The following is a 21,632-nucleotide window of genomic DNA, read 5'->3' on the forward strand; positions in this document are numbered from 1 at the left end:
TAGGGTGAAAGGGGCGCTCTTCCGCATATACAATATTTTAGTTTCTTGTTAGCGTTTTTATTTGTTTTTGTTTAGCCAGCCGTCGAGTAGCGCCGACTCTTTTGGGAAAGGCAGGTTTACAATAAAAGTCGAACCTTCGCCTACTTTGCTTTCCACTCTAATATTACCGCCAAGTTTTTCAACATATTTTTTTGTTATCGCCAGGCCAAGTCCTGAACCTTGATGGCTTCTGGTTGTGCCTTCGCTTACTTGTCTGAATTCCTGCCATATCAGATCTTGTTTGTCTTCGGGAATTCCTATGCCGGTGTCCATTACTTTTATATTTAGAAAGTCGGTTGAATTAATTTTCTCAATAGCGGCGCATACTTCAACTCTGCCTCTTTCCGTATATTTTAAGGCGTTACTGATAAGATTGCTAAGTATTCCCTGGAATAATTGCTTGTCCGTAATGATCGGTACTTGTCCCGTCCTGAGATTATGAGTCAACTCTATTTTTTTTACCTCGGCGAGAGGTTTGTATTCCTTAATTAAGGAAAGAATCTCTTCGTTGACATCGACAGTTTCGTATTTGACCGTCAAGCCGTCGAACTCTATCTTTGTCAGCATAAGAATGTTATTTAACGTATCGAGCATTCGTTTGGAGGCGTAAATAATTCCGTTTGCCATTTCTCTGTGTTCTTCGTTTTCCAATACTTCCGCGAGCAATTCGGCATATCCCATAATACCCACAAAGGGCGTTCGCAGCTCGTGACTCATATTGGCGAAGAAAAAAGATTTAACCTTATTCATTTCTTCGGCTTTTTCTTTAGCGGCTATCAAAGAATCGATTGTAGTTTTTTTCTCGGTTATATCTCGAATTATTACTGAAAAGAAAAACTCATTATTGGTTTCCCAATGCGATATTGCTATCTCTAAGGGAATTCTATCCCCGTTTTTTGTCAGCCCTTCCATTTCGACGGTTTTGTCTTGTGTCATCGGCTGTTTTGGATCGAAAATATTTTTAAGGAGGCCCGAATCATCTTTCTGCAAATCGGGCGGAATAATCATGGAAATTGGTTTGTTAAGCGACTCTTCTTCGGAATAGCCGAATATTTTTTTCGCGCTTTCATTCCAAAAAATAATTTTACCGTCGCTGTCGCCAATAATAATCGCGTCGGTAGCCGTTTCCGAAACGGAACGAAACTTTGCCTCTTCTTTACGTAATAATATCTCGGCTTGTTTGCTCTCCGTTATATCTCTGCAAACGAGAACGGCTCCTGTAAATTTATTGTTTTCGTCCCAATAGGGATCGACTATTTCTTCAATCCATTTATTATCGCGGAAGAAAACTTTGCTTTCTCCTTTTAAGCTTTTCCGGGATACAAAAAACGGGCAGTTCTCTTCAGCTACAGAATTATTGCAAATTATGTCGTGGCATTTTCCGTTAAATTCCATTTGGGAATTATTTCCGTAAAATTTCTTTGCCGAATAATTTGAGCGTAGTATTTGGAAATCGGCGTCGATTAAAAAAATAGGCGTGTCGATTGCATGAAACGTCTTTTCCCATTCTCCGGCAATTTGTTTTTTTTGTTCTAACGACTTTTGTAAATAATCAATTAAGAATGAGACGGATAATACCAGAATCAGATTGAAAACAACCAGGTTAAATCCGATAACCATCCATGCGCCAGGGGAAATATCCTTGAAAAACGGTTGGTTTAATATTTTTCCGTCCAGGAAAAAGGGCAGAGTAAAATAGACGACAGCGTTTAATGCAACCGCAATCAAACCCGCCCGCCTGCTGTAGAAGAGCGTTATCAATATGGAAAGAGACAAGAAGATAATCGTTGCGGGGCCTTTGGTTCCGAGATAGATAAATAAGATTACGGAGAGAACATAAACGTTAATCGAAAACAAAGTTTTTTTCGCATTTATATTTAACTTATCGCTCAAAGAAATATAAACGAGCATAGCAATGGCGAGGGTATCGAATATTCCGATAACAAGTTCGTTTGACTGGACCGATATAATGATGCTGGGGATATAAGAAATAAATCCGAAAATCAGGGCTACAAGTAATATGGAAATGAACAGCTTATTCCTTACTTTAGAAAGCTCGCTTTCCTTATTGTCTTTATCGTTAATATAAATTCTGTTAAAATAATGCCCGGTTAACTTTTCCCACCGTATAAAATATTTCTTAAAATTTATCGTTTTCATAAGAGAAATATATTTGCGTTAAAAGCGGCGAGGGTAATTGTTTTTCCCGGTTTATGATTTTCCAAAAAATAACTTCGTCGTTTCATGCGGCGCACGTAAGCTTTGCCCGTTATAGTTTTAACCAAAGTTAAAGGAATGAGATTTTATAGTCAATGAAAATTATGCCGATATAGATGAGCGAAGGCGTTTCTTAGAGATTGTTCGAAAGGGCATAGAGGGGCTCTCTGACAGGTAAATCCGCGTAGTCGTACTGCGGTGAAAATGCTGGCGTCGTAGAGTGTGTTAAATTCTTAGTCGCTTACGGCTTGGCTCCGCGCAGGAGCATATTAAGGAATTTATTGAATCGTTTTTTTCTGGTTACGGTTTTCTTTGCGTTTGACAGTCCGTGCGCAATTACATAACGACTCGATTTGTTGAGCGTATCGAAAAAGCGTTTGGCTTCCGGGTTGTCCTCGAGCGCCGCGAGAAAATCTTCGGGAACATTCAATTCGCTTGCGGTATATGCATTATCCCATCGACCGTCTGCTTTGGCTGCGCGAACTTGTGCGAGTCCCGGCTCGTTCATACTACTTTCGTTAATTAAACGTTCGGCAATTTCTCGGTTCCTTTTCGACCAAGCGCTTTTAGGTTTCCTGGGTGTAATTCTCTGTAGGTAGGATTGGCGGTCAGTACGGCGTATTATTAGATTTATATAGCCTTAAAAACTCTTTTCAATGTATTTATCCGGGGGCATCGAGTATTTTATTATATTCGAATTTATGAATACGTTTTGATTCAAAATCAATCCTCACGTCTTGAATGAATTATTTATATATTTTCGCCTTTTTCAAAAGATGAATAATGCGTTCTCAGTCCAGTTCGTTTAACGTAGCTGCGAAAATTTTCTTTATTTTTGTGCGTCTCATTAATTTCAGTATGGAAATGTCCCGAAGGGGCATCCGAGAATAACCCGGCAATTCATAGCCGGGAAATACGAGTCTCAAAACCAGAATAGTCCCGTAGGGACGATTGGAATTATCCCCAAATATATCTTTCATCGTATTCAATTTCATGTTTTTTCAAAAAAGCAATGTATTCATCTTGAAATGTTTTAATCTTATGATGTTCTTTTTGTCGTTTAATATAGGCAACAGTATTTTCAATATGCGATGCACTCACGCTAAACGCTCCATAGCCTTCCTGCCACTTGAAATATTTGTGTTTTGGAAATGTATCGTGCACCCATTTTGACGAGCCCCCTTTGATCAACTGGATGGCTTTGGCAATCGACAAAGTCGGCGGTAATGAGATTAAAAGATGGACGTGGTCTTCAACGCCGCCGATGGCAAGCGCCTTCATATTATTTTCCCTGGCGATCCCTCCCATGTAAGGCCATAACCGTTCTTGCAATTCTTCGCTAATAATTTTCTCCCGGTTCTTTGTGCTGAAAATGAAATGAATTAAAATGTTGGTGTATGAATGCGCCATTGTTTTTCCAATTACGACTGTTGTATCAATCGTCCTTACAGGACTTAACTTTAATCGGATCATATATTCCCATCAATAAATTGATGGGCTAATTTCATAAAATCCCTTTCTGGGATTATTTAATCTTCCCGATTTCACATTCTTTGCATTGTCGGTTAATGAGTAATTTGAGTTTTGAATCGTCAGTATGTGAATATGGTCGGATGTTCCGTTTATAGCATATAACAGATTCATAAAATCATTCTCAATAATTTGTTTTAGGTGTTTGTATAATTTTTCTCAAAAGATGTATTTATCAATGGCATTCTATTTTTGTGCCGAAAATTAAATTCACCCAGATTTTAGTTAGCAAGTGTGACATGTACGTTGCGCCTTTAATATGCCCACGGATAAATCTTTGAGGTAAATACATGTTTTGTATTTAAACTTGCGCTACAATTTTTTATATAGCTCTCAATCTCTTAAATAATTCTGTTGGATTAATACGCTTGTTTTGGGTTTTTTAATTACCTCCTAATGCTTTATAACTATATTCGAATAATGGGATAAAGTCTTTCACTTTCGTTTTGCCAGGCTCAATTAAAAATATTGCGCGTTTTTTATCTTCATCATACCTTGTCGGTTTGAAATTTAATCTGCGTAAATCTGCCTTTGAAACTTTAAATAAGAAAGCAAATGATTTTGTGCCTAACCACTGGATTCTGAACGCGTTAAAAAAACCGGATTTGAATGCGCACTGATAAGCATTAAATTTTGTGTCTAAGTTCCACCCTTTTGATTTTATTACTTTTTCAACTTCAGACACATATTGCAAAAAATAATCAACGCTCTTTTTATTTCTTTTGCTTTTATAATAGGTCTCATCGTAGTTCCTCAATCCTTGAACTGGCTTTATTCGGTATCCCTTTTCTTCAGTTTCCAATTTGTTAACCATTAATATTTCATTATCCCCTTCAATCCATCTTTTAATTTCTACCAAATCAACCGGATAATTGATACGTTCTACAAATTCTAAAGTCGATCTTGATATGGCAGGCGCTATTATAAATATTTTTACTTCTAGATTTTCCCAGTTAATTTCAACTTCTTCGGGTTTTTCATTTAACTCAAGCCAAAGTGATTTTATAGAATCGGGATTTGTTTCCGCCCAAATTGCATATTCCAAGACTTGAGGTATTATTGAAGCATCGACCTTTTTATTCTTCATTTCAAGGATGCAAACTGCTCCATCGGCATCAATTCCAATAATATCTGGTATCCCGGATTTATTACCACCGCGTACTTGTCGTTTAATCAATGTAATTTCACCTAATAGTTCCGGTGTGCCAAATACTGTCTTCTCAAATTCCTCTTCTGATTTGAAGGGAGTTTCAAGCAGACTACTTACCCTTTTCTTCTTTCTCCAAAATAAATTTGCCATCTTTACCTCAGATTTATATTTTTATAAATAACTATTAACGGCGCCTGCCTACCGTTCATTCAGGATTGCAGTATATCATTCAATTAATCTTATTCTCAGCCCCGCTTTTTATAACAAGCCCTCTCTTATTATAACTTCAACGAAAATAACTTTATACTGATTTTTTGTCAATAAAAAATTGGTATACCGACAGCGTTTAAGAGGGAATGAGAGGCAGCTTAATAATTTTCTTAAACATTTTTAAGTGTCAATTTAAGAATGCTTGTTTTTGTCTTGAATGTCTTTAGCCGCAATGCAGTCACCTTAAAGAGGTTTACATTGTGCAGATGGTTGGTTTGCGTTTACCATGAAAGATTATATTTGCTTTTTATTTCCTGAATTTCTTTATAGGAAAGATTTCCTTTCAGGAGAAAGCATTTTGCGCCCAGTTCATCTCTTTCATTTATTCTGACGCCGCTTTTATAAAGCTTCTCTAATAATTCTATAAATTGCTCCCGCTGATTTTTCTTTAGAAGTATATTATATTCACTCGCGGTATTTTCTTTTGATTCCACTTCTAGTTTTATTACAAAACCTTTTACGATAAACCGATTAAAGAACGCATTGGTTTTCTGTCTGTCATAAATAAGATTAATTCTAACGATGTCGTTTAGTAAAAAGGTTTGTGGTTCGTTCCCTCTAGAAATAACTGATAATTGATTTTCGTCTAATTCAACTTCACCTATATATTTGTAAAAAAAGTACGGAGAAATTAAAAGCGGAATTATAGGAATGAAAGGAATAATTAAATACGCAATCTTGTTTTCTAATAACCAAGTGTAAAAAGCAAGCCCAACGAGAAACAGTATTAAGATTCTGAAATAGAAGGTTTTTCTTTTTTTGATCAAGCGAAATCTCATGTCGTCTGATATTTGTTGCAAACTAATTATTCTGCTAGGAATACCTAGTCGAATAACAACATACCTCTTGTTTACAAGATTATTATGCGATGAGCCTGGTTTATTGGATAGATCACCTTGATAACTCTTCTCTTTTTATAACTTCAACGAAAATAACTTTATACTGATTTTTTGTCAATAGAAATTTGAAAAGAAGAAACGATTGATTGCACCGTAATTACGGCGTATATTAATTTACAATTTTGAAAAGGGAAGCTGCTGTAAATATTGATTCCGGAGAAAACGGCTGTCAATAAAAAAGCCGGAAACTGTAATTCAGATTCCGGCTTAAATATTTAGCGTGTGCTTCCTGGGGGACTCGAACCCCCGACCAATAGATTAAGAGTCTACTGCTCTACCAACTGAGCTAAGGAAGCGTCACAAAAATAATTAATTTTTGGTTCCCACTCAAAACTTCTTTTAATTTATAGTTCAAAAAAAATCAGATTTAATATGAAAAGCCTGTTTGGGAATGCCGCTCTTGTCCTGTCGATTATTTTGATTCTTTCGTGCGCCGGGAAAGAGCATAGAAAACCTTCCGGCGGACTTGAAGTTATCGACGACCTCGGCAATCCCGTTTTGATCGATTCGATTCCGCGACGAATAATTTCGTTGGCTCCGAATCTGACGGAAATAATTTTCGATCTGGGCGCGGGCGATAAACTGGCGGGCAATACGCTCTATTGCAATTACCCGCCCGAAGCGCGGTATGTCGAAAAAGTAGGCGACCTTCTTACAGTCGATTTCGAAAAAGTACTGTCGCTCAAACCCGACCTTATTTTCATAACCGTCGAAGGCAACCGGAAAGAAACTTTCGACAAATTCAAAAGTCTTGGATTGAAAGTCTTTGTGTCGAATCCGCGCAATTACGAGGGCGTCAAAAAATCGTACCTCGGTATCGCGCGGATACTCGGCAAAGAAAAATACGCTCTGGAAAAAATCGAAATGTGGGACAGACTGCTCGATTCGATTCGAAATAAATCACGCGGCGAAAAACCGAAAACCGCAATGCTGCCCGTTGAATTGAAACCGCTGATGCTCGCCGGCAAAAATACGTTTTTGAACGAATATCTGGAGTTCTGCGGACTTGTGAATATTGCCGACGACCCGCTAATTAATTATCCCGTTTTCAACCGCGAAGAAATATTGGTGCGGAATCCCGACTATATTATAATTCTTTCCGACGGCAAATTGAAAACAGAAGATTTGCTCGATTTGTACCCGGAATGGAAAGATTTGAAAGCCGTGCGGAACGGTAATGTAATTTTTGCGGATAGGGATTTGTACTCGCGACCGGGACCGAGATTTGCCGAAGCGGCTGCGGATTTATTTAATCTTCTTCATCCGGAAGAAAGTCTTCGATATCCTGAGCGATAAAAATCATGGCGCATTTGTCGCCTTTGAATTTGCCCGTTGCGCGGCAGCTCGCATGACGTTCCCGCACTTTTTCGATGTCGATTTCCGAATCGATTCCGAATTGGCTCAAATCCTCGCCGCATTCCGTACAAAACAAAATATCGTATTTGAGACTTGTCGCAATATTTTTAATTGGTTTTTTCATAAGATATTTCTTTCAATTCCCAGTCGATGCCGTTGCAGGGCAGATACTCGAGCGTCGGATGTTCGTCGTATTTAGTGCACAAAACCGCCGATTCGTCGAAATACCTGCAGCTCGAGCAAAGCGTGTCTTCGATAATTTTTTGGTTCTTTTCTCTGAACATACGGTACTGAATCGTAGCGGGATAAATTATAATCCCGTAAATCGAGATAATCCCGAGCCACCACCAGTATCGGTATTCCATCATGCCGTACAAGAGCCAGAGAGCAGGAATTAATACCGCCGTCCTTACGATAGCCCAAAATATAATTCCGCCCATTTAATCGAGTTTCTTTTTGACCTAAACTTAATTATAAAACGCTCAATTTTCAATTAATCTTCTTTCGAATTGATTTTCGTATCGCTATAATTTAACTTACATACAAACAATTTTTGTTTAAAAGGGATTCAATTTGAGCGAACAGAAGAAACCCGAACAATCGGGAGAAAAGAAAAAAAGACGACATTATTACGGCAGAAAATTCCGTTACTATCAAAAGAAACTGAAAAACGGCGTAAAAAGTTTCTCGTTTAAGAAAGTGTCGATTGTGGTGCCTCTTTACAACGAAGAGGAATCGCTGAGACCTCTTTACAACGAAATTAAAAAAGCGGTCAACTCGATTTCGTGCGACTACGAAATTATTTTTGTGGACGACGGCAGCACGGACAATTCGCTGAACGTAATAAAAGAACTGGCTCTCAAAGACAATAAGATTTTTTATTTCAGTTTCAAGAAGAATTACGGCAAATCGGCGGCTCTTCAAATCGGATTCAAAAACACAACGGGCGACGCAGTTATTACAATGGACGCCGACCTTCAGGACGACCCGGCTGAAATTCCGAATCTGCTTGCCAAACTCGAAGAAGGATACGACCTGGTCTCCGGCTGGAAGAAAAAGCGATATGATCCGTTTATTAAAAAATATTCTTCACGGTTTTTCAATTTCGTCACGCGTCTTTTTTCGAAAGTTAAAATACACGATTTCAACTGCGGCTTGAAAGCCTATCGCAAGGAAGTTGTAAAGAACGTCAACATATACGGCGAACTCCACCGTTATATTCCGGTGTTGGCGGGATGGAAAGGTTTTTCTGTTACTGAAATTCCCGTCAAACATCATCCGCGCAGATACGGCAGGACGAAGTTCGGCATATCGCGATTCTTCAAGGGATTTATCGATTTAATCACGGTCATCTTTACCACCCGCTACGTTACGCGTCCGATGCATCTCTTCGGATTCATCGGTCTGCTGACGACATTATTGGGAATTCTGATAAGTCTCTGGCTTACTTACGAAAAGTTGTTTCTGGGAGTTGGAATAAACAATCGTCCGATCTTCTTTCTGGGAATTCTTTTGATTATCGTGGGAGTTCAGTTTTTTGCCATCGGATTGATCGGCGAATTGATGGTGCATAATTTTCAGAACGATAACGAATATATTATCAAAGAGAAAAAGTAGTTTAAAATTTCCAGCGCGAGTCGACGGCTATCGAAATCATTTTACCCGAAGAAGGCGAGGCGACGTTCTGGAAATTCGAAGCGCCGGCGTTTAATTCGAGCAATCCGAAATCGAGTCCCATTCCCAAACCCCAACGGAATTTCGCCCAGCCTCCGAATGCGACTCCGCTGCGCAAACTGAGTACCGATTCGAACGGCTTCCACTCGACTCCAATCGAAAATCTCGGCGAGGTGGTATTGCCGGGCATTTTGTTCAAGCCCTGAACGTAACCTGCGGCAATCTGCAGTTTGTTTTTTAATTCAAGAAGGTTTGCCAGATCGATCGAAGCTCCGAATCTTAGCGTAGTCGCAAGAGGAGTCGAAAATTTATCGACGGATTTTCCGGCGCCTTCTGTTGAAAACAGATTTGTCAACGAATCCCTCTGCGCTTCTTCGGAAAGGTCGTCAATGCGGACGCTCCTGTTCACATTGAACTGCGCCGCGCGTTTGTTCCATTCGATCTTTCCGATGTCCGTTACGGCAAGCGCAAATTTGAAAACGCTGTTGTGCCTGTAACTAATTCCGATATCCGCCCCCAATCCCGCGCCTGCAGGCTCGGGAAATGCGGAGACGCTCTCTTCGGTAGCGGATTGATTTTCGAAGTCGTATTCGACGCCGAAGTTTGGCGAGAAAGCGGATTTTGCCGAATAGCTCGCTTTACCGTGAATGTTTCCCAAACTGTCTGTGAAAATCTCGGAATCGATTTCGTCCAATCCCGCATAGAACAGTCCGCTAATAATATTCAGCGATATTCCCGCGTTAATCGATTTTTCGTAGGATATTTTGAATTCCTTCGAAAAAGAAAACGAATATTTTCTAATCCACCACGATTTGAATTCCGTATCGTTAAAATTATAACGGGAGTTCGGCGGATTCCCTTTGAAGAGGAGTTCCACTATTCCGGTCGGAATTGTGCCGTCCGCCGCAATCTGGTCGGTTACTGAAAACGCGAGCGAGCCGAATGATTCCCAAGGAGTTGCTGAAAGAGCAAAATAGCGCACGAATAAATTCATATGAATTCCGCCGCCTTTGCCGAACAGGTCAATAAAGTTTTTTTTGTCGGCATCGTTTAAATAACGTCCTCTTTTCTTGCCGTTCTCGTCGATAGTATAAGAGCCGAAGTAGTAATTGTAATCCGAAAGCGAAAAAAAGTTCGAACCTGCAATACCGCTGAAAGAGGGCAGCGGCAACGGTATAATCAATTCGATTCCTTTTGACATCGATAAATTAGCCGGATTGACGCCGATTGAATAGAGTCCTTCCGAAACCGCCGTATATGCGCCCGCCATCGAAGACGACCTGGCGTCCGGCATTCCGATACTGCCGCCGATTTGCGCGTTTATGGAAAGAGCCGCCATTAATAATATCGGAATAATATATTTGATATTGTTTTTCATAACTCAGTTATTCCCGGGTTCTATCTTGTATTCCGAAACGCCGAAGGCTTTGATGCGTATCGTATCGGTCGAACGAATTTTAACGGGTTTGTCAGCCGAAGCCGTACCGAATCTCAATCGCACTTTCATATAAGCGGCGTCCGCAATTTTAGCCGAAGCCGCGCCGTCTACAATTACTTTTACGTGTGTTTCAGCCGGCAAAACAGCGTATCCGTTCCCATCCGTTTCGGCGGGCTGTATCGTAATAACGGTGTCCTGAAATTCAGCCGGCGGAAAATAAGTCAGAAAATTGCCCGCCGCGTCATAGAGTCTGCCGGTAAACGAAATATTAATCGGCAGTCCGTTTTCCACGTTTAAATTTGCTTCGAGATATTTTATGTCTCTCAACAAATCCCGGTCGTCGTTTGAGAGCTCGATATCGATCGAGTCCGAATATTCGGCGTACTGAATTCCGAAGTCGAGAGGAATTTCGGCTTCGAGCTCTCCATCTATATCGTCCGTCGATTTGACGGATACGTATTCGAAATCCGGATTGACCATAGTCGATAATTCTATTGCCGCTGAGTCGGGTATATCGTCAAGATTTTTAATGAATGCAGATACGCTGTCGCCATTTAAATAAATCCGTTCGGTCGAAGGAGTAATCAAAACCGAGCTGAGGGTGGCGTCGTTGAGGTTGAAATTCTTAACCGTTCCGTCCGGCATGTACAATTTCAATTTGCCCGCTATCAAAAATTTTATATTCGCAGTGGAGTTAAGTCTGATTGAAAGCGCCGGATTCGAGAGAAGCAATTTTTCGAAATCGATTTTGTTTTTTTCGATGTCGAAAGCAAAGGAAGTTCTTTCGGGTTCGAATTCGAACGGAAGTATAAATCCTTCGAATTCTTCGAAAGTTAGTTCGGAAAATTCGAATTCGGCTTTTGCGTAGTCGCCGCTTCTAATAGTTTTGTACTGATTGTCGCTTACGATTTTGTAATCGATAGTATAATTTAATTCTTCGAGTTGAGCGTTTTCAGCTTCGACCGAAAAGCCTGCAAGCGATTTATTGTCTAACAATTTTTGGGATTGACCGCCCGCAATAACAGCCGCGCCCTCGAATACTTTGCCGTCCGCTGTTTTGATATCGGGGAATCTGTATCGAATCTCGGCGTTCAATTCGGTGATGTTTGTTAATTTTAAATCGAGCGAGCCCAATTTAATAACGGCTTTGGAAATCTTTTCGTTGTTATCGCCGATTTTAATCGAGCCGTTGAGGGAAAGGAAATCCTGTTCTGGAAATTTTGCTGTGGCTTCGGACACTTCGAGGTTTTTCGTAATAGCGGTCAGCGTCAGAAAATATTCGGGAACGGCGACTACTTTTCCCCCGCTGCCCGATGTCGAAAGTACGGCTTCTATTTTCAAACGGTTTTTCACATAGATTTCCGTATTGATTTTTAGATCGCTCACGGATACAGATTGCGATGCGGGTATTGTTACATTGCCGTTATATGAAGCGATTACGTTTCCGTCGTCCGAATTGACAAGCGAAATATTTGAAACCGTAATGTCTACATCGTCCGTAAAATTGTTTCTTATAACGAGATCGAAGGAGCCGCTCCGGAAACGCGCCTGAAGGAAATTTCCGGGCTCGCTTAAATCGGAAGAAACTTTTTTATCCTTCACCGGCGGAACGGCAATTCCGGCTGAGGGATTCAAACCCAGCTCGGCTGAGCCGACGTTGCCCTGAACCGTATCCGATTCGATTTTAAGACCCCCTATCCGCTCGATTATACTCTCGGAAAATCCGTCTATTTTCAGTTTATCTCCGAAGGTTATTTTATCGATTTTATATGAATCCGTATAATAGAGGACGCCTTTATTTGTTCCGTCGTTGTAATGAAACAGATTATCCGATTCGCCTTCCAGCACATCGCTTATCAGATATTCTTTGTTTGCAATCGGCGCAGTAACCGACACATCCCATACCGGAGCCGCGGGCTCGTTTATGTCGCATCCGTTTGACAAAACGGCAATCGGCAATGCGACGAGTAACAATTTGTATTTCATGCGTATCCCTTTAGATGCCGTTAATATTTTATTATCGACAATTTATTGCGGGAATTTAAACTTTTTTGATTTTGCATAGAAGATTTATGATGACGCGCGTCACAAGCTGCCTGCGTGTTGCATTTAAGAAATATGCGGGTTAAATTCACTTTGATATTTTTCCAAACAGGATAAACAGATGAAAAGATTATTCATTTTGACCGGCTTGATTGTCTGCCTTGCTTTTAATATCGATTATTACGGTCAGGAAAAATTCGGAATTGTAATCCACGGCGGGGCGGGAGTAATTAAGGACTTGCCCGCCGACCTCGAGAATCAATACAAAGCAAAACTTTCCGAAGCGCTGGAAGCGGGATATAAAATTCTGGAATCGGGCGGCTCTTCGCTCGACGCAGTTACAAAGGCAATTAATATAATGGAAGATTCGCCTCTTTTCAATGCTGGCAAAGGAGCGGTATTGAACGACCTCGGTTTTGCCGAACTCGACGCTTCGATAATGGACGGGGGCAACTTGAACGCAGGAGCGGTTGCCGGAATAAGGCATATAAAAAATCCGATTAATCTTGCACGTCTGGTTATGGAAAAGTCGCCGCATGTGATGTTAATCGGTCGGGGAGCCGAGGAGTTTGCATTTCAAAACGGTTTTCAATTCGTCGATTCGACTTACTTTATTACCGAACTACGGTTCCGGCAATACTTTAGAATGAAAAAACAGCGGGATTCGGCGGAGGCGCTAAAAGGCACTGTAGGAGCGGTTGCGCTCGATAAAAACGGAAATCTGGCGGCGGGCACTTCGACGGGCGGAATGATGCTAAAGAAATTAGGAAGAGTTGGCGATTCGCCGATTATCGGGGCCGGCACTTATGCAAATAACAATACCTGCGCGGTTTCGGCTACCGGACACGGCGAATTCTTTATTAGGCTCGGCGTTGCCAAAGATATCTCCGATTTAATGGAATACAAAAAAATGAGTCTAAATGAAGCGGCGGATATTGTGATTAACAAAAAACTTGTCGAGTTTAATGCCGACGGCGGAGTTATAGCCATGGACCGATTCGGAAATTATGCCACGCCGTTCAATACGCCGGGCATGTTCAGAGGAGTTAAAATTAGCGACGGCGTACACGAGGTTAAAATCTATAAATAGGAGGCTGTATGGAGTTGTTACATCCGATTAATTATCTGGCCGTATTAATTTGCGGAATAATAGCAATGGGAATGGGCGCCCTTTATTACAGCCCTTTGCTGCTGGGCAAAATTTGGCTTGCAACAATTGATACCCCGGAAGAGGAATTAAAAAAAGGTTTCAGTCCCGTAAAAGTTTTTGGAATTGCATTTCTGTCGCATCTGGTTATGGCATACATGCTTGCCAGGTTGCTCGGTTATACAGGCGCAGCCACTCCCGAAGAGGGTATCCGTATTGCGTTCATGATCTGGCTCGGATTTATTGCCACCACAATGATTATCAATCTTCAGTTCCAGAGGAAATCGATGACTCAATTTTTTATCGACAGCGGATACCATTTTCTAGTCTTAATTATAAACGGATTCATACTCGGATTATGGCTCTGATCAAATGAATCAATTTTTTCCCGCCGTTTCATTTTGATACACTCTTACCTTCGAATATCATTTAAAGCCTTCGATTTCAGCTCGTAATCGAAGGTTTTTTATGGCATTATAGTTGACTCTTACCCGACAATTGAAATAGTTAACTTATGGAGGTAGGAGTGAAAAACTCTTTAATATTAAGTCTGATCTTATTGCTGAGTATAACTTTGATTGATAATTCGCTTAGCGAGGCTCAATCAAAAGGAATCAAAAAGACGACCAATTATACAAGTATAGCTAAGATTACCGGCACAGCCGAGGGAAAGTCGATATCATATACAAACCCTTACACGAACCAGCAGGCAAAGCATTTTGCGGGAACTTTTAAGGGTACTCTTAATTCTCAAAACGAGAAATTTTATTGCGTCGATTTACAACACAGTCTGGTTTATAATCAGGATTATTGGGACGAAAATTACACTCCTTCCGAAATTACTTATATTCTCAACAATTATTATCCTTACAAAACAAATTACCCCGGAAAATTGTCCGACAACAGCAAGGAAGCAGCCGCCGTTCAGTTTGCCATCTGGCATTTCAGCGACGGCGTGAATGCAAGCACAATATCGAACAATAATACGGTAAAAACGCGCGCCCTTGCGATTATTGCCGACGCCCAGGCAAATCATAACAACACGGCGCCTTTGCAGACGCTGGTTATTTTACCCGCATCTCAATCGCTTGCGGTTAATACGCCCGCGCAATTCGCTGTTTATGCTTACGATTTGAACGGTAATCCGGCGGCTAATGTGGACATTCAAATCAGCGCATCACTCGGAACTTTGAACGCTACAACGGGCACAACCGACAATAACGGCCATGCCGGTCCTTTTACTCTTACTTATAACGGAGTCGGCGTCGCAAATTTAAGCGTTAGAGCCGAAGTCGATATTCCTCAGGGCACTCGCTATGTCCACTCGGCAAATCCGGGCGGAAAACAAAAACTCGTACTTGCTACTCCGACCGTCGATACAAAAGAAGAATACGCTACCGTTGAATGGTATCAGGCAAGCGGATGCGATTTGAACGGTTATGTAACTTATACGCAAGGCGGATGGGGCAGTCCTTCAAACAGCGCTCCGGGCACTTTGAGAGACGCCCATTTCAGTTCGGTGTTCCCGAACGGAATGACAATCGGCGGAAATTATAAAATTACGCTTACGTCGTCATCGGCTGTTAGAAATTATTTGCCCGACGGCGGAACCGCAGAAGCGTTGAATCAAAACTATACCAATCCTACATCAAAAATTAATGTTCTTGCAGGACAATTAACCGCTTTGAAATTAAATGTATATTACAGCGCTGCAGGCTATCTGGGAACGAATTCCACTCCTCTCGGCGATTTGGTGATTACAAGCGGACCTTTTGCAGGCTACTCGGTTAACCAGTTTCTGGCATTTGCAGAATCGGCATTGGGCGGCGGCGATTTGAACGGATTTACTTATTCGGAAATTAACGAAGCCGCAACGGCTATAAACGAAAATTTCGACAACGGCACAGTCGATAACGGATTTTTAACATGTCAATTGCCTGCCTCGTTGGGCAACAAAGTATGGGAAGATGCAAACAAAAACGGTTTGCAGGATAACGGCGAAAACGGCGTGCCAAATGTAACGGTTGAACTTTATTCCTGCGACAACAATCTGATTGCCGCTACAACCACAAACGCCCAGGGCGAATATCTCTTCGACAATCTTACACCCGGCGATTATTACGTGAAATTCGTCCTTCCACAGGGCTACGTTTTTACAAATCAGGACGGCGGAAACGACGACGAGATCGATTCGGACGCAAATATCAACACCGGCAAAACAGTTTGCACTACTTTGACATCGGGCGAAAACGATTTGTCGTGGGACGCCGGAATTTATGCGGAAACGGTATGTATGAATAAAATCGGCAATTACGTATGGCACGATAAAAATGTCGACGGCATTCAAAATCAAAACGAAGAGGGAATCGAAGGCGTTGTTGTCGAATTGATGCAAAACGGTCAGCTCGTTGCGGTCGATACTACGGATTCAAACGGCTATTACCTCTTCGAAAATTTACTCAACGGTTCGTATACCGTAAGACTTGCCGCTTCCAATTTTACCGGCGGCGGAGTCCTGGTAAGCGACGCGCAGGTTAAATGGTATTCGACAAAATTAAACGAAGGCGGCAGCGACGAATTGGACAGCGACGGCGGAATGAATCAACCGGTTAACGTAACTCTCGATTGCAACGACGATTTATCCGTCGATTTCGGATTCTATAAAACATGCGTCAGCGTAACGAAAACGGCGGACAAACAGACTGCAAAGCCGGGCGACGTTATTACTTATACGTTTACAGTTGAAAATTGCGGCGACGTTACTCTCAGCGGCGGAGTCGATTTTTATGACGAATTAATCAATCCGAACGGCGATCATAAAATCAAAAACATCTCGCCTGTTCATCCTGGCGAAGTCAAAACATTCACAAAGACATATACTGTTACGGAAGACGATTGCGGAATGCTCGTCAATGTGGTCAAAGCAGTAGGACATCCTGTTGACGGCTCGGCTTCGGCCGAAGACGAAGACGACGCTACGGTGGAAATCGACTGCGAACTCTCGTGCGTAACCGACTGGAGCGTTCAATTGGGTCCCGACTCCGCAATATGCGAACTCGACCCGATGCCGATTACAATAAACGGTTCGGTTTCGCTTACGCCGAATCCTTCCAAAGCTTATTTACAGTTATCGTGGCGGATTGTCGAGCCGAATGACGGCAGCGTCGACAATTCGACTCATTACGAAACTATTTTAATTACTCAGGACACTACATTCTCGATTACGGCGCAGTGGCCCGGAGTTCGTCCTGAGGATCAGGTGGTCGAAATTCATTACGGCGTAAACGTTCTCGATTGCGACGGCAATCCGATCAAAAACGGCGCGGGCAGAGATTTGTACTGGTATCCCTGGGTATGCCCTCCGCCTCAGGAAAAACCCGCCGACGTTAGAATTGAAAAAACAGTCGACAATCCGGAGCCGGAATGCAACGAAACAATTAATTATACAATAAAAGTAACAAACGACGGTCCGAACAGAGCCACCGGAATACAGGTAACCGACATACTTCCGCAGGGCTTGATATACAATTACAGTTCCGCTTCTCAAGGTGCATACGATACTACTACAGGGCTTTGGAACGTAGGCGACCTCGACTCTGCAAGCATTGCAACGCTTACAATAAATGTAACGGCAAGCTGCGAGCAGATTAATAATTCGATATTCGACCTCGGAGCGGCTAAAGATTATAATCTGTTCGTTATATACGACGTCGAACAGCCTTCTTCGGATACTCAGGGTAAAGTTGCCGTAGGACGCGACGCTTACTTTGCAAATTACAGCATCGGCGACCAATTGCCGGCAGGCATCGGCGACGTGCTGATTGTGGGTAGAGACCTGAATTTCATCAGCGGAGCCGTATACGGCGGCGTAGCATACGGTAATACGACAAACCTGCCTCAGAATTCGGTGAGCGTCAGCGGCGTTCTTCGTCAGGATAATCCGATTAACTTTGCCGCCGCTAAGACGTACCTCGAAAACCTGTCGACAACGCTTTCCGGTTATACGGTAACGGGAACCGTCGATTTTCAATACGGCGGCTTAACATTAACGGGCAACGACCCTTATCTGAATGTATTCAAAGTAAACGGAGCCGATTTATCGTCCGCAAACAACGTTACAATTAACGCTCCCAACGGTTCGGTAGTCCTTGTTAATATCGACGGAGCTAATGTTTCATGGACGGGCGGTCTTACGGTCAACGGCACAAGTATGACCAACGTACTTTATAATTTCTACGAAGCTACGGAATTGACAATACAGGGAATCGATGTGCGCGGTTCGATTCTCGCTCCTTTTGCCCATGTAGAATTTGTTACCGGAGTAATCAACGGTCAAATGATTTGTAAATCGTTCTCCGGCGCCGGTCAGATGAATTACGCTCCGTTTATAGGAAACATCCCGTTCGAAAAAGAAATAACAAACATAGCTACGATTACGTCGACAATTTCCACCGATCCAAACGCAGATAATAATTCCGCAAGCGCGGTAATAAGAGTATCGAATGCGGAAGACAATAATTCGTCGCAAGGCAGCGAGAATAATAATCAGAACTGGCAGTATGTAAACGGATTTTCGAACGGCGAGATTGTATATGCGATGGCTTATGATAATTCCGGCGCAATATATGCCGGAACATGGGGCGGGAACGTATACCGCTCCGACGACGGCGGAAGCAACTGGACGAACATTAAAGCCAATTTGCAGGCTGGATATATCTGGGCGCTCATTTTGAACGACGGCGTCTTATTCGCAGCTACGGAACAGGGCATATTCAAATACGACGGCGCTTCCTGGAACGAAGCAGGACTCAACGGTATCGACGTTCACGATCTGGCCGCAAACAACGGACAGTTGATTGCAGGCACATGGGGATACGGCGTTTATGTATCGAACGACAACGGTTTGACCTGGAATGAAATGAATACGGGTCTCGGATATAATTTGGTTATTCAATCGGTAACTGTTCATAACAACAAACTTTATGCAGCAAGCTACGGCGGCGGAGTATTTAAGTACGAAAATAATGCCTGGATAAAACTCAACGTCGGTTACGATTTCGTATGGTCGCTCTCGTCGAACTCGAACGCTCTCTTTGCGGGAACTTACGGAAGCGGTTTATATAAATCTGCGGACGACGGAGCTACCTGGGAAAAAGTTAACAATCTGCCAGCATTGTTTGTCTATTCGGTTGTTTCCGATTTGAGCGGCAAAGTATATGTAGCTTCGTGGACAAGCGGCGTATACAGCTCGGAAGATAACGGCGCCACATGGACTTCGCAGGGTCTCGGCGGCTTGGGAGTAAGTTCTCTTATCGTGACTCGGAATTCAGACGATGTTTTCGTAGGCACCAAAGAAGGTAAGATTCTTTTGAGCAGAAGAGAAAACAGCGTTACTTCAGTCGAATCGAACGACATACCTACGGATTTCGAGCTCAACCAGAATTATCCTAATCCGTTTAATCCCGTTACTACTATCAGATTCGGAGTTCCCGAAAGCGGAAATTATACGCTCAAAGTCTATAACATTCTCGGTCAGGAAGTAGCCACGCTGTTCGACGACTTTATGAGCGCCGGTTATCAGAAGATTACATTCAACGCAAGCTCGTTAGCTTCGGGAATGTATATCTACAGACTGACGGGTAAAAATGTAAACATTACGAAGAAAATGGTGCTTGTCAAGTAATTCAAAGAGAGTTCAAAAAAACCCGGTAAGTGAATTTTCACTGCCGGGTTTTTTATTTTAAAAAGTAATGACCGAAGTAATTCTACCTGCGTAAAATTTTTGGATAGTTCCCGTCGTTCGAAAGCGTGTAACCGATTTCGAATAATATTTTGATATCTTCGATAGCGCCCGAAAGGTTCCAATCGTCGTTGTACTCGTCGCTTACTTTATGATAATGTTCTTTTGTCCATCTGCGGGAAAGTTCGGATATGTTTGTTTGCCCGTCTTCGGCTAGAATGCCATGTCTCAAATAGAGAGAAGGAATTCCGGCTTTGACAAAATTATAATGGTCGGAACGGTAAAAACCGCCCGCTTCGGGCGAGGGGTCGGGCACAATCATTTTTCCGTATTTTCCCCCAGTTTTTTTAATGTAAGCGTCCAGCTCGGAATTACCCAGTCCCAAAACTGCGACGTCTTTGGTCTTACCGAATATATTGCCGCCGTCGATATTGAACGCCGCAATTGTCTTTTCGAGCGGGAGGACGGGATTTTTTACATAATATTCCGAACCCAGCAAACCCTGTTCTTCCGCTGCCAGTGCAACAAAAGCTATTGAACGTTTATGATCGACTTTCGAAAACGCTTCGGCAATTTCGAGTATCGAAGCCACACCGAGCGCGTTGTCTCTAGCGCCGTTATAAATATTGTCCCCTTTTAAGTCCGGATCGTATCCGAGATGGTCCCAATGAGCCATATAAAGAAGGTATTCGTCTGGCTTTTGGCTGCCCGGCAGAATGCCGATTAAATTACGCGTTTTAATACGGCTGATTTTATTCTTTATTTTCAGCGAAGTTTTTAAACCGAGGCTTTTGGAACGGAATCCGGGCTTTGCGGCATTCTCAAGTTCATTTTGCAGGTCTAAACCTGCCAGCTCAAAAATTTCTTTTGCTTTGTCGTATGTTATCCAGCCTTCGAATTTTGCTCTGGAAGAATTCTTGTCGCCGTCTTCGATAAAAAACTGCGGTCCGACTCTGCCGTTGCGAACAACTTCCCACGGATAGCTTGCAGCTTCGGTTTCGTGAATTATAAAAATACCGGCGGCGCCTTGTCTGGCTGCTTCTTCGTATTTATATGTCCATCTTCCGTAATAAGTCATCGCTCTGCCGGTAAATAAAGACGTATCATTTGCGGCAAAGCCCGGGTCGTTGACCATTACTATGATAATTTTATTCTTTACGTCGACGCCTTCGAAATCGTTCCATCCGTATTCGGGCGCATTGATACCGTAACCGGCAAATATGACTTCGGTAGGCGGAACCTCGATTTCCTCGCGCGCCTGACGCGTTACGGCTACAAAATCGTCGGCGTGTTTAAGACTTACTTTTTTGCCGTCTTTAATAAAATCAATAACGGGAGTGACTTCCGGCGTAAGTTCCGTCAGTTCGAACGGCTGTTCGTAATTTCCCGAAGGGGATTTCAAACCGAGCTTTACAAATTCCTTTTTAAGGTAATCTATGGTCTTTTCTTCGCCTTCGTGACCGGGAGCTCTTCCCAGGAATTCGTCGGAAGAAATTATTTTAACTCTTTCAATAAGCGAGGTTTCGTCGATCTGCTTTAAAGCCTCGTCCAAGGTTTGAGACTTTAATGCGGCAAGCGCGGCTATAAACAACGCCGCAGTTATTAATTTTTTCATTTTATTTTTATATTTTGTTTGGGAATCGGCTCAATATACGATTTGAACAAGTAGTATTCAACGACTAAATTTTATGACGGATAATATCGATAATAAAACAAAAAGGGGAATTATGAAGCATTTGGTCTATTTGGCGGCGTTCGTATTGGCTGCAGGATTAAATTCGTGCGCTACGTTTATCAATTCCACAACTCAGGAAATTGAAATTAAATCGACGCCGGAAAATGCAAGCATAACAATAGACGGTAAAAAATTCGGATTAACTCCCCAAATTGTAAATATCGACAGAGGGAGAAATCACGTTTTAAAAATCGAACTCGACGGATACGAACCGTACGAAACACAGCTTACGAGAAAGATTTCCTTCTGGTTTTGGGGCAATGCGCTCAACGGTTTTATTCCCGGCATGACCATCGACATGTTTACAGGCTCGATGTATAACCTTTTCCCCGAGAATATATCGGTCGAATTGCAAAAAACAAAAGAAGACGATAGCAACAGAAGACGCAGATAA

Annotated in this window: 18 protein-coding genes and 1 tRNA gene; 6 read left to right on the forward strand and 13 right to left on the reverse strand. The window is 42.3% G+C overall.

The window, feature by feature from the left end:
- Window positions 1-57: 57 nt before the first annotated feature.
- The 8 genes from ACOYVE_RS13460 to ACOYVE_RS13495 all read right to left on the reverse strand — a co-directional run bounded on the left by ACOYVE_RS13460 (window position 58) and on the right by ACOYVE_RS13495 (window position 6,401).
- Window positions 58-2,199 carry a PAS domain-containing sensor histidine kinase gene (locus ACOYVE_RS13460; RefSeq protein WP_422882396.1) on the reverse strand — a complete coding sequence of 714 codons (2,142 nt, stop codon included), beginning with the start codon at window positions 2,197-2,199 and terminating at the stop codon, window positions 58-60.
- A 298-nt stretch (window positions 2,200-2,497) separates the two neighbouring features.
- Entirely contained in the window at window positions 2,498-2,890 is a 393-nt protein-coding gene (locus ACOYVE_RS13465; protein WP_422882434.1) for a YdeI/OmpD-associated family protein, read from the reverse strand.
- Window positions 2,891-3,047: 157 nt separating this feature from the next.
- Complete coding sequence (locus ACOYVE_RS13470) at window positions 3,048-3,236, reverse strand: hypothetical protein (RefSeq protein WP_422882398.1); 189 nt, start codon at window positions 3,234-3,236, stop codon at window positions 3,048-3,050.
- The gene (tnpA, locus tag ACOYVE_RS13475; protein WP_014855973.1) at window positions 3,214-3,666 is read right to left on the reverse strand and encodes an IS200/IS605 family transposase; all 453 of its coding nucleotides are present in this window, start codon (window positions 3,664-3,666) and stop codon (window positions 3,214-3,216) included. Before tnpA ends, ACOYVE_RS13470 begins: the two co-directional genes overlap by 23 nt.
- Before the next feature lie 72 nt (window positions 3,667-3,738).
- Window positions 3,739-3,900 carry a hypothetical protein gene (locus ACOYVE_RS13480; protein WP_157867318.1) on the reverse strand — a complete coding sequence of 54 codons (162 nt, stop codon included), beginning with the start codon at window positions 3,898-3,900 and terminating at the stop codon, window positions 3,739-3,741.
- A gap of 268 nt (window positions 3,901-4,168) precedes the next feature.
- The gene (locus ACOYVE_RS13485; RefSeq protein ID WP_014855974.1) at window positions 4,169-5,086 is read right to left on the reverse strand and encodes a hypothetical protein; all 918 of its coding nucleotides are present in this window, start codon (window positions 5,084-5,086) and stop codon (window positions 4,169-4,171) included.
- Window positions 5,087-5,427: 341 nt separating this feature from the next.
- Window positions 5,428-5,973, reverse strand: a complete 546-nt coding sequence (locus ACOYVE_RS13490) for a hypothetical protein (protein WP_157867320.1) — start codon at window positions 5,971-5,973, stop codon at window positions 5,428-5,430.
- Window positions 5,974-6,328: 355 nt separating this feature from the next.
- Window positions 6,329-6,401: transfer RNA gene (locus ACOYVE_RS13495), tRNA-Lys, on the reverse strand.
- Window positions 6,402-6,477: 76 nt separating this feature from the next.
- Between ACOYVE_RS13495 and ACOYVE_RS13500 the strand changes: the two genes are divergently transcribed.
- Complete coding sequence (locus ACOYVE_RS13500) at window positions 6,478-7,401, forward strand: ABC transporter substrate-binding protein (protein WP_014855976.1); 924 nt, start codon at window positions 6,478-6,480, stop codon at window positions 7,399-7,401.
- On the opposite strand, the gene ACOYVE_RS13505 is transcribed toward ACOYVE_RS13500, so the two are convergent.
- Window positions 7,355-7,585, reverse strand: coding sequence for a hypothetical protein (locus ACOYVE_RS13505; RefSeq protein ID WP_041355959.1), 231 nt, complete (start codon window positions 7,583-7,585; stop codon window positions 7,355-7,357). The two genes, ACOYVE_RS13500 and ACOYVE_RS13505, sit on opposite strands and share 47 nt — an antisense overlap.
- Window positions 7,569-7,901, reverse strand: coding sequence for a hypothetical protein (locus ACOYVE_RS13510; protein WP_014855977.1), 333 nt, complete (start codon window positions 7,899-7,901; stop codon window positions 7,569-7,571). The genes ACOYVE_RS13505 and ACOYVE_RS13510 overlap by 17 nt, the downstream gene beginning before the upstream one ends.
- Window positions 7,902-8,034: 133 nt before the next feature.
- Here ACOYVE_RS13510 and ACOYVE_RS13515 point away from each other — a divergent pair, with 133 nt between their 5' ends.
- Entirely contained in the window at window positions 8,035-9,078 is a 1,044-nt protein-coding gene (locus tag ACOYVE_RS13515; protein ID WP_014855978.1) for a glycosyltransferase family 2 protein, read from the forward strand.
- 1 nt (window position 9,079) lies between these two features.
- Here ACOYVE_RS13515 and ACOYVE_RS13520 read toward each other — a convergent pair whose 3' ends face one another.
- The gene (locus tag ACOYVE_RS13520; protein ID WP_422882400.1) at window positions 9,080-10,513 is read right to left on the reverse strand and encodes a DUF5723 family protein; all 1,434 of its coding nucleotides are present in this window, start codon (window positions 10,511-10,513) and stop codon (window positions 9,080-9,082) included.
- Window positions 10,514-10,516: 3 nt separating this feature from the next.
- Window positions 10,517-12,559 (reverse strand): hypothetical protein, encoded by a 2,043-nt coding sequence (locus ACOYVE_RS13525; RefSeq protein WP_014855980.1) that lies wholly within the window; start codon window positions 12,557-12,559, stop codon window positions 10,517-10,519.
- A 178-nt stretch (window positions 12,560-12,737) separates the two neighbouring features.
- On the opposite strand from ACOYVE_RS13525, the gene ACOYVE_RS13530 reads away from it, so the two are divergent.
- The 3 genes from ACOYVE_RS13530 to ACOYVE_RS13540 all read left to right on the forward strand — a co-directional run bounded on the left by ACOYVE_RS13530 (window position 12,738) and on the right by ACOYVE_RS13540 (window position 19,446).
- On the forward strand, window positions 12,738-13,706 hold the full coding sequence (locus ACOYVE_RS13530; RefSeq protein WP_014855981.1) for an isoaspartyl peptidase/L-asparaginase family protein: 969 nt from the start codon (window positions 12,738-12,740) through the stop codon (window positions 13,704-13,706).
- A gap of 8 nt (window positions 13,707-13,714) precedes the next feature.
- On the forward strand, window positions 13,715-14,131 hold the full coding sequence (locus ACOYVE_RS13535) for a DUF1761 domain-containing protein (RefSeq protein WP_014855982.1): 417 nt from the start codon (window positions 13,715-13,717) through the stop codon (window positions 14,129-14,131).
- Between the two features lie 158 nt (window positions 14,132-14,289).
- Window positions 14,290-19,446, forward strand: coding sequence for an SdrD B-like domain-containing protein (locus ACOYVE_RS13540; RefSeq protein WP_014855983.1), 5,157 nt, complete (start codon window positions 14,290-14,292; stop codon window positions 19,444-19,446).
- 82 nt (window positions 19,447-19,528) lie between these two features.
- Here ACOYVE_RS13540 and ACOYVE_RS13545 read toward each other — a convergent pair whose 3' ends face one another.
- Window positions 19,529-21,118 carry a M28 family metallopeptidase gene (locus ACOYVE_RS13545; RefSeq protein ID WP_014855984.1) on the reverse strand — a complete coding sequence of 530 codons (1,590 nt, stop codon included), beginning with the start codon at window positions 21,116-21,118 and terminating at the stop codon, window positions 19,529-19,531.
- Between the two features lie 112 nt (window positions 21,119-21,230).
- On the opposite strand from ACOYVE_RS13545, the gene ACOYVE_RS13550 reads away from it, so the two are divergent.
- Entirely contained in the window at window positions 21,231-21,632 is a 402-nt protein-coding gene (locus ACOYVE_RS13550; RefSeq protein ID WP_157867322.1) for a PEGA domain-containing protein, read from the forward strand.

The sequence above is a fragment of the Melioribacter sp. genome (assembly GCF_049325435.1).
Classification (GTDB): domain Bacteria; phylum Bacteroidota; class Ignavibacteria; order Ignavibacteriales; family Melioribacteraceae; genus Melioribacter; species Melioribacter roseus.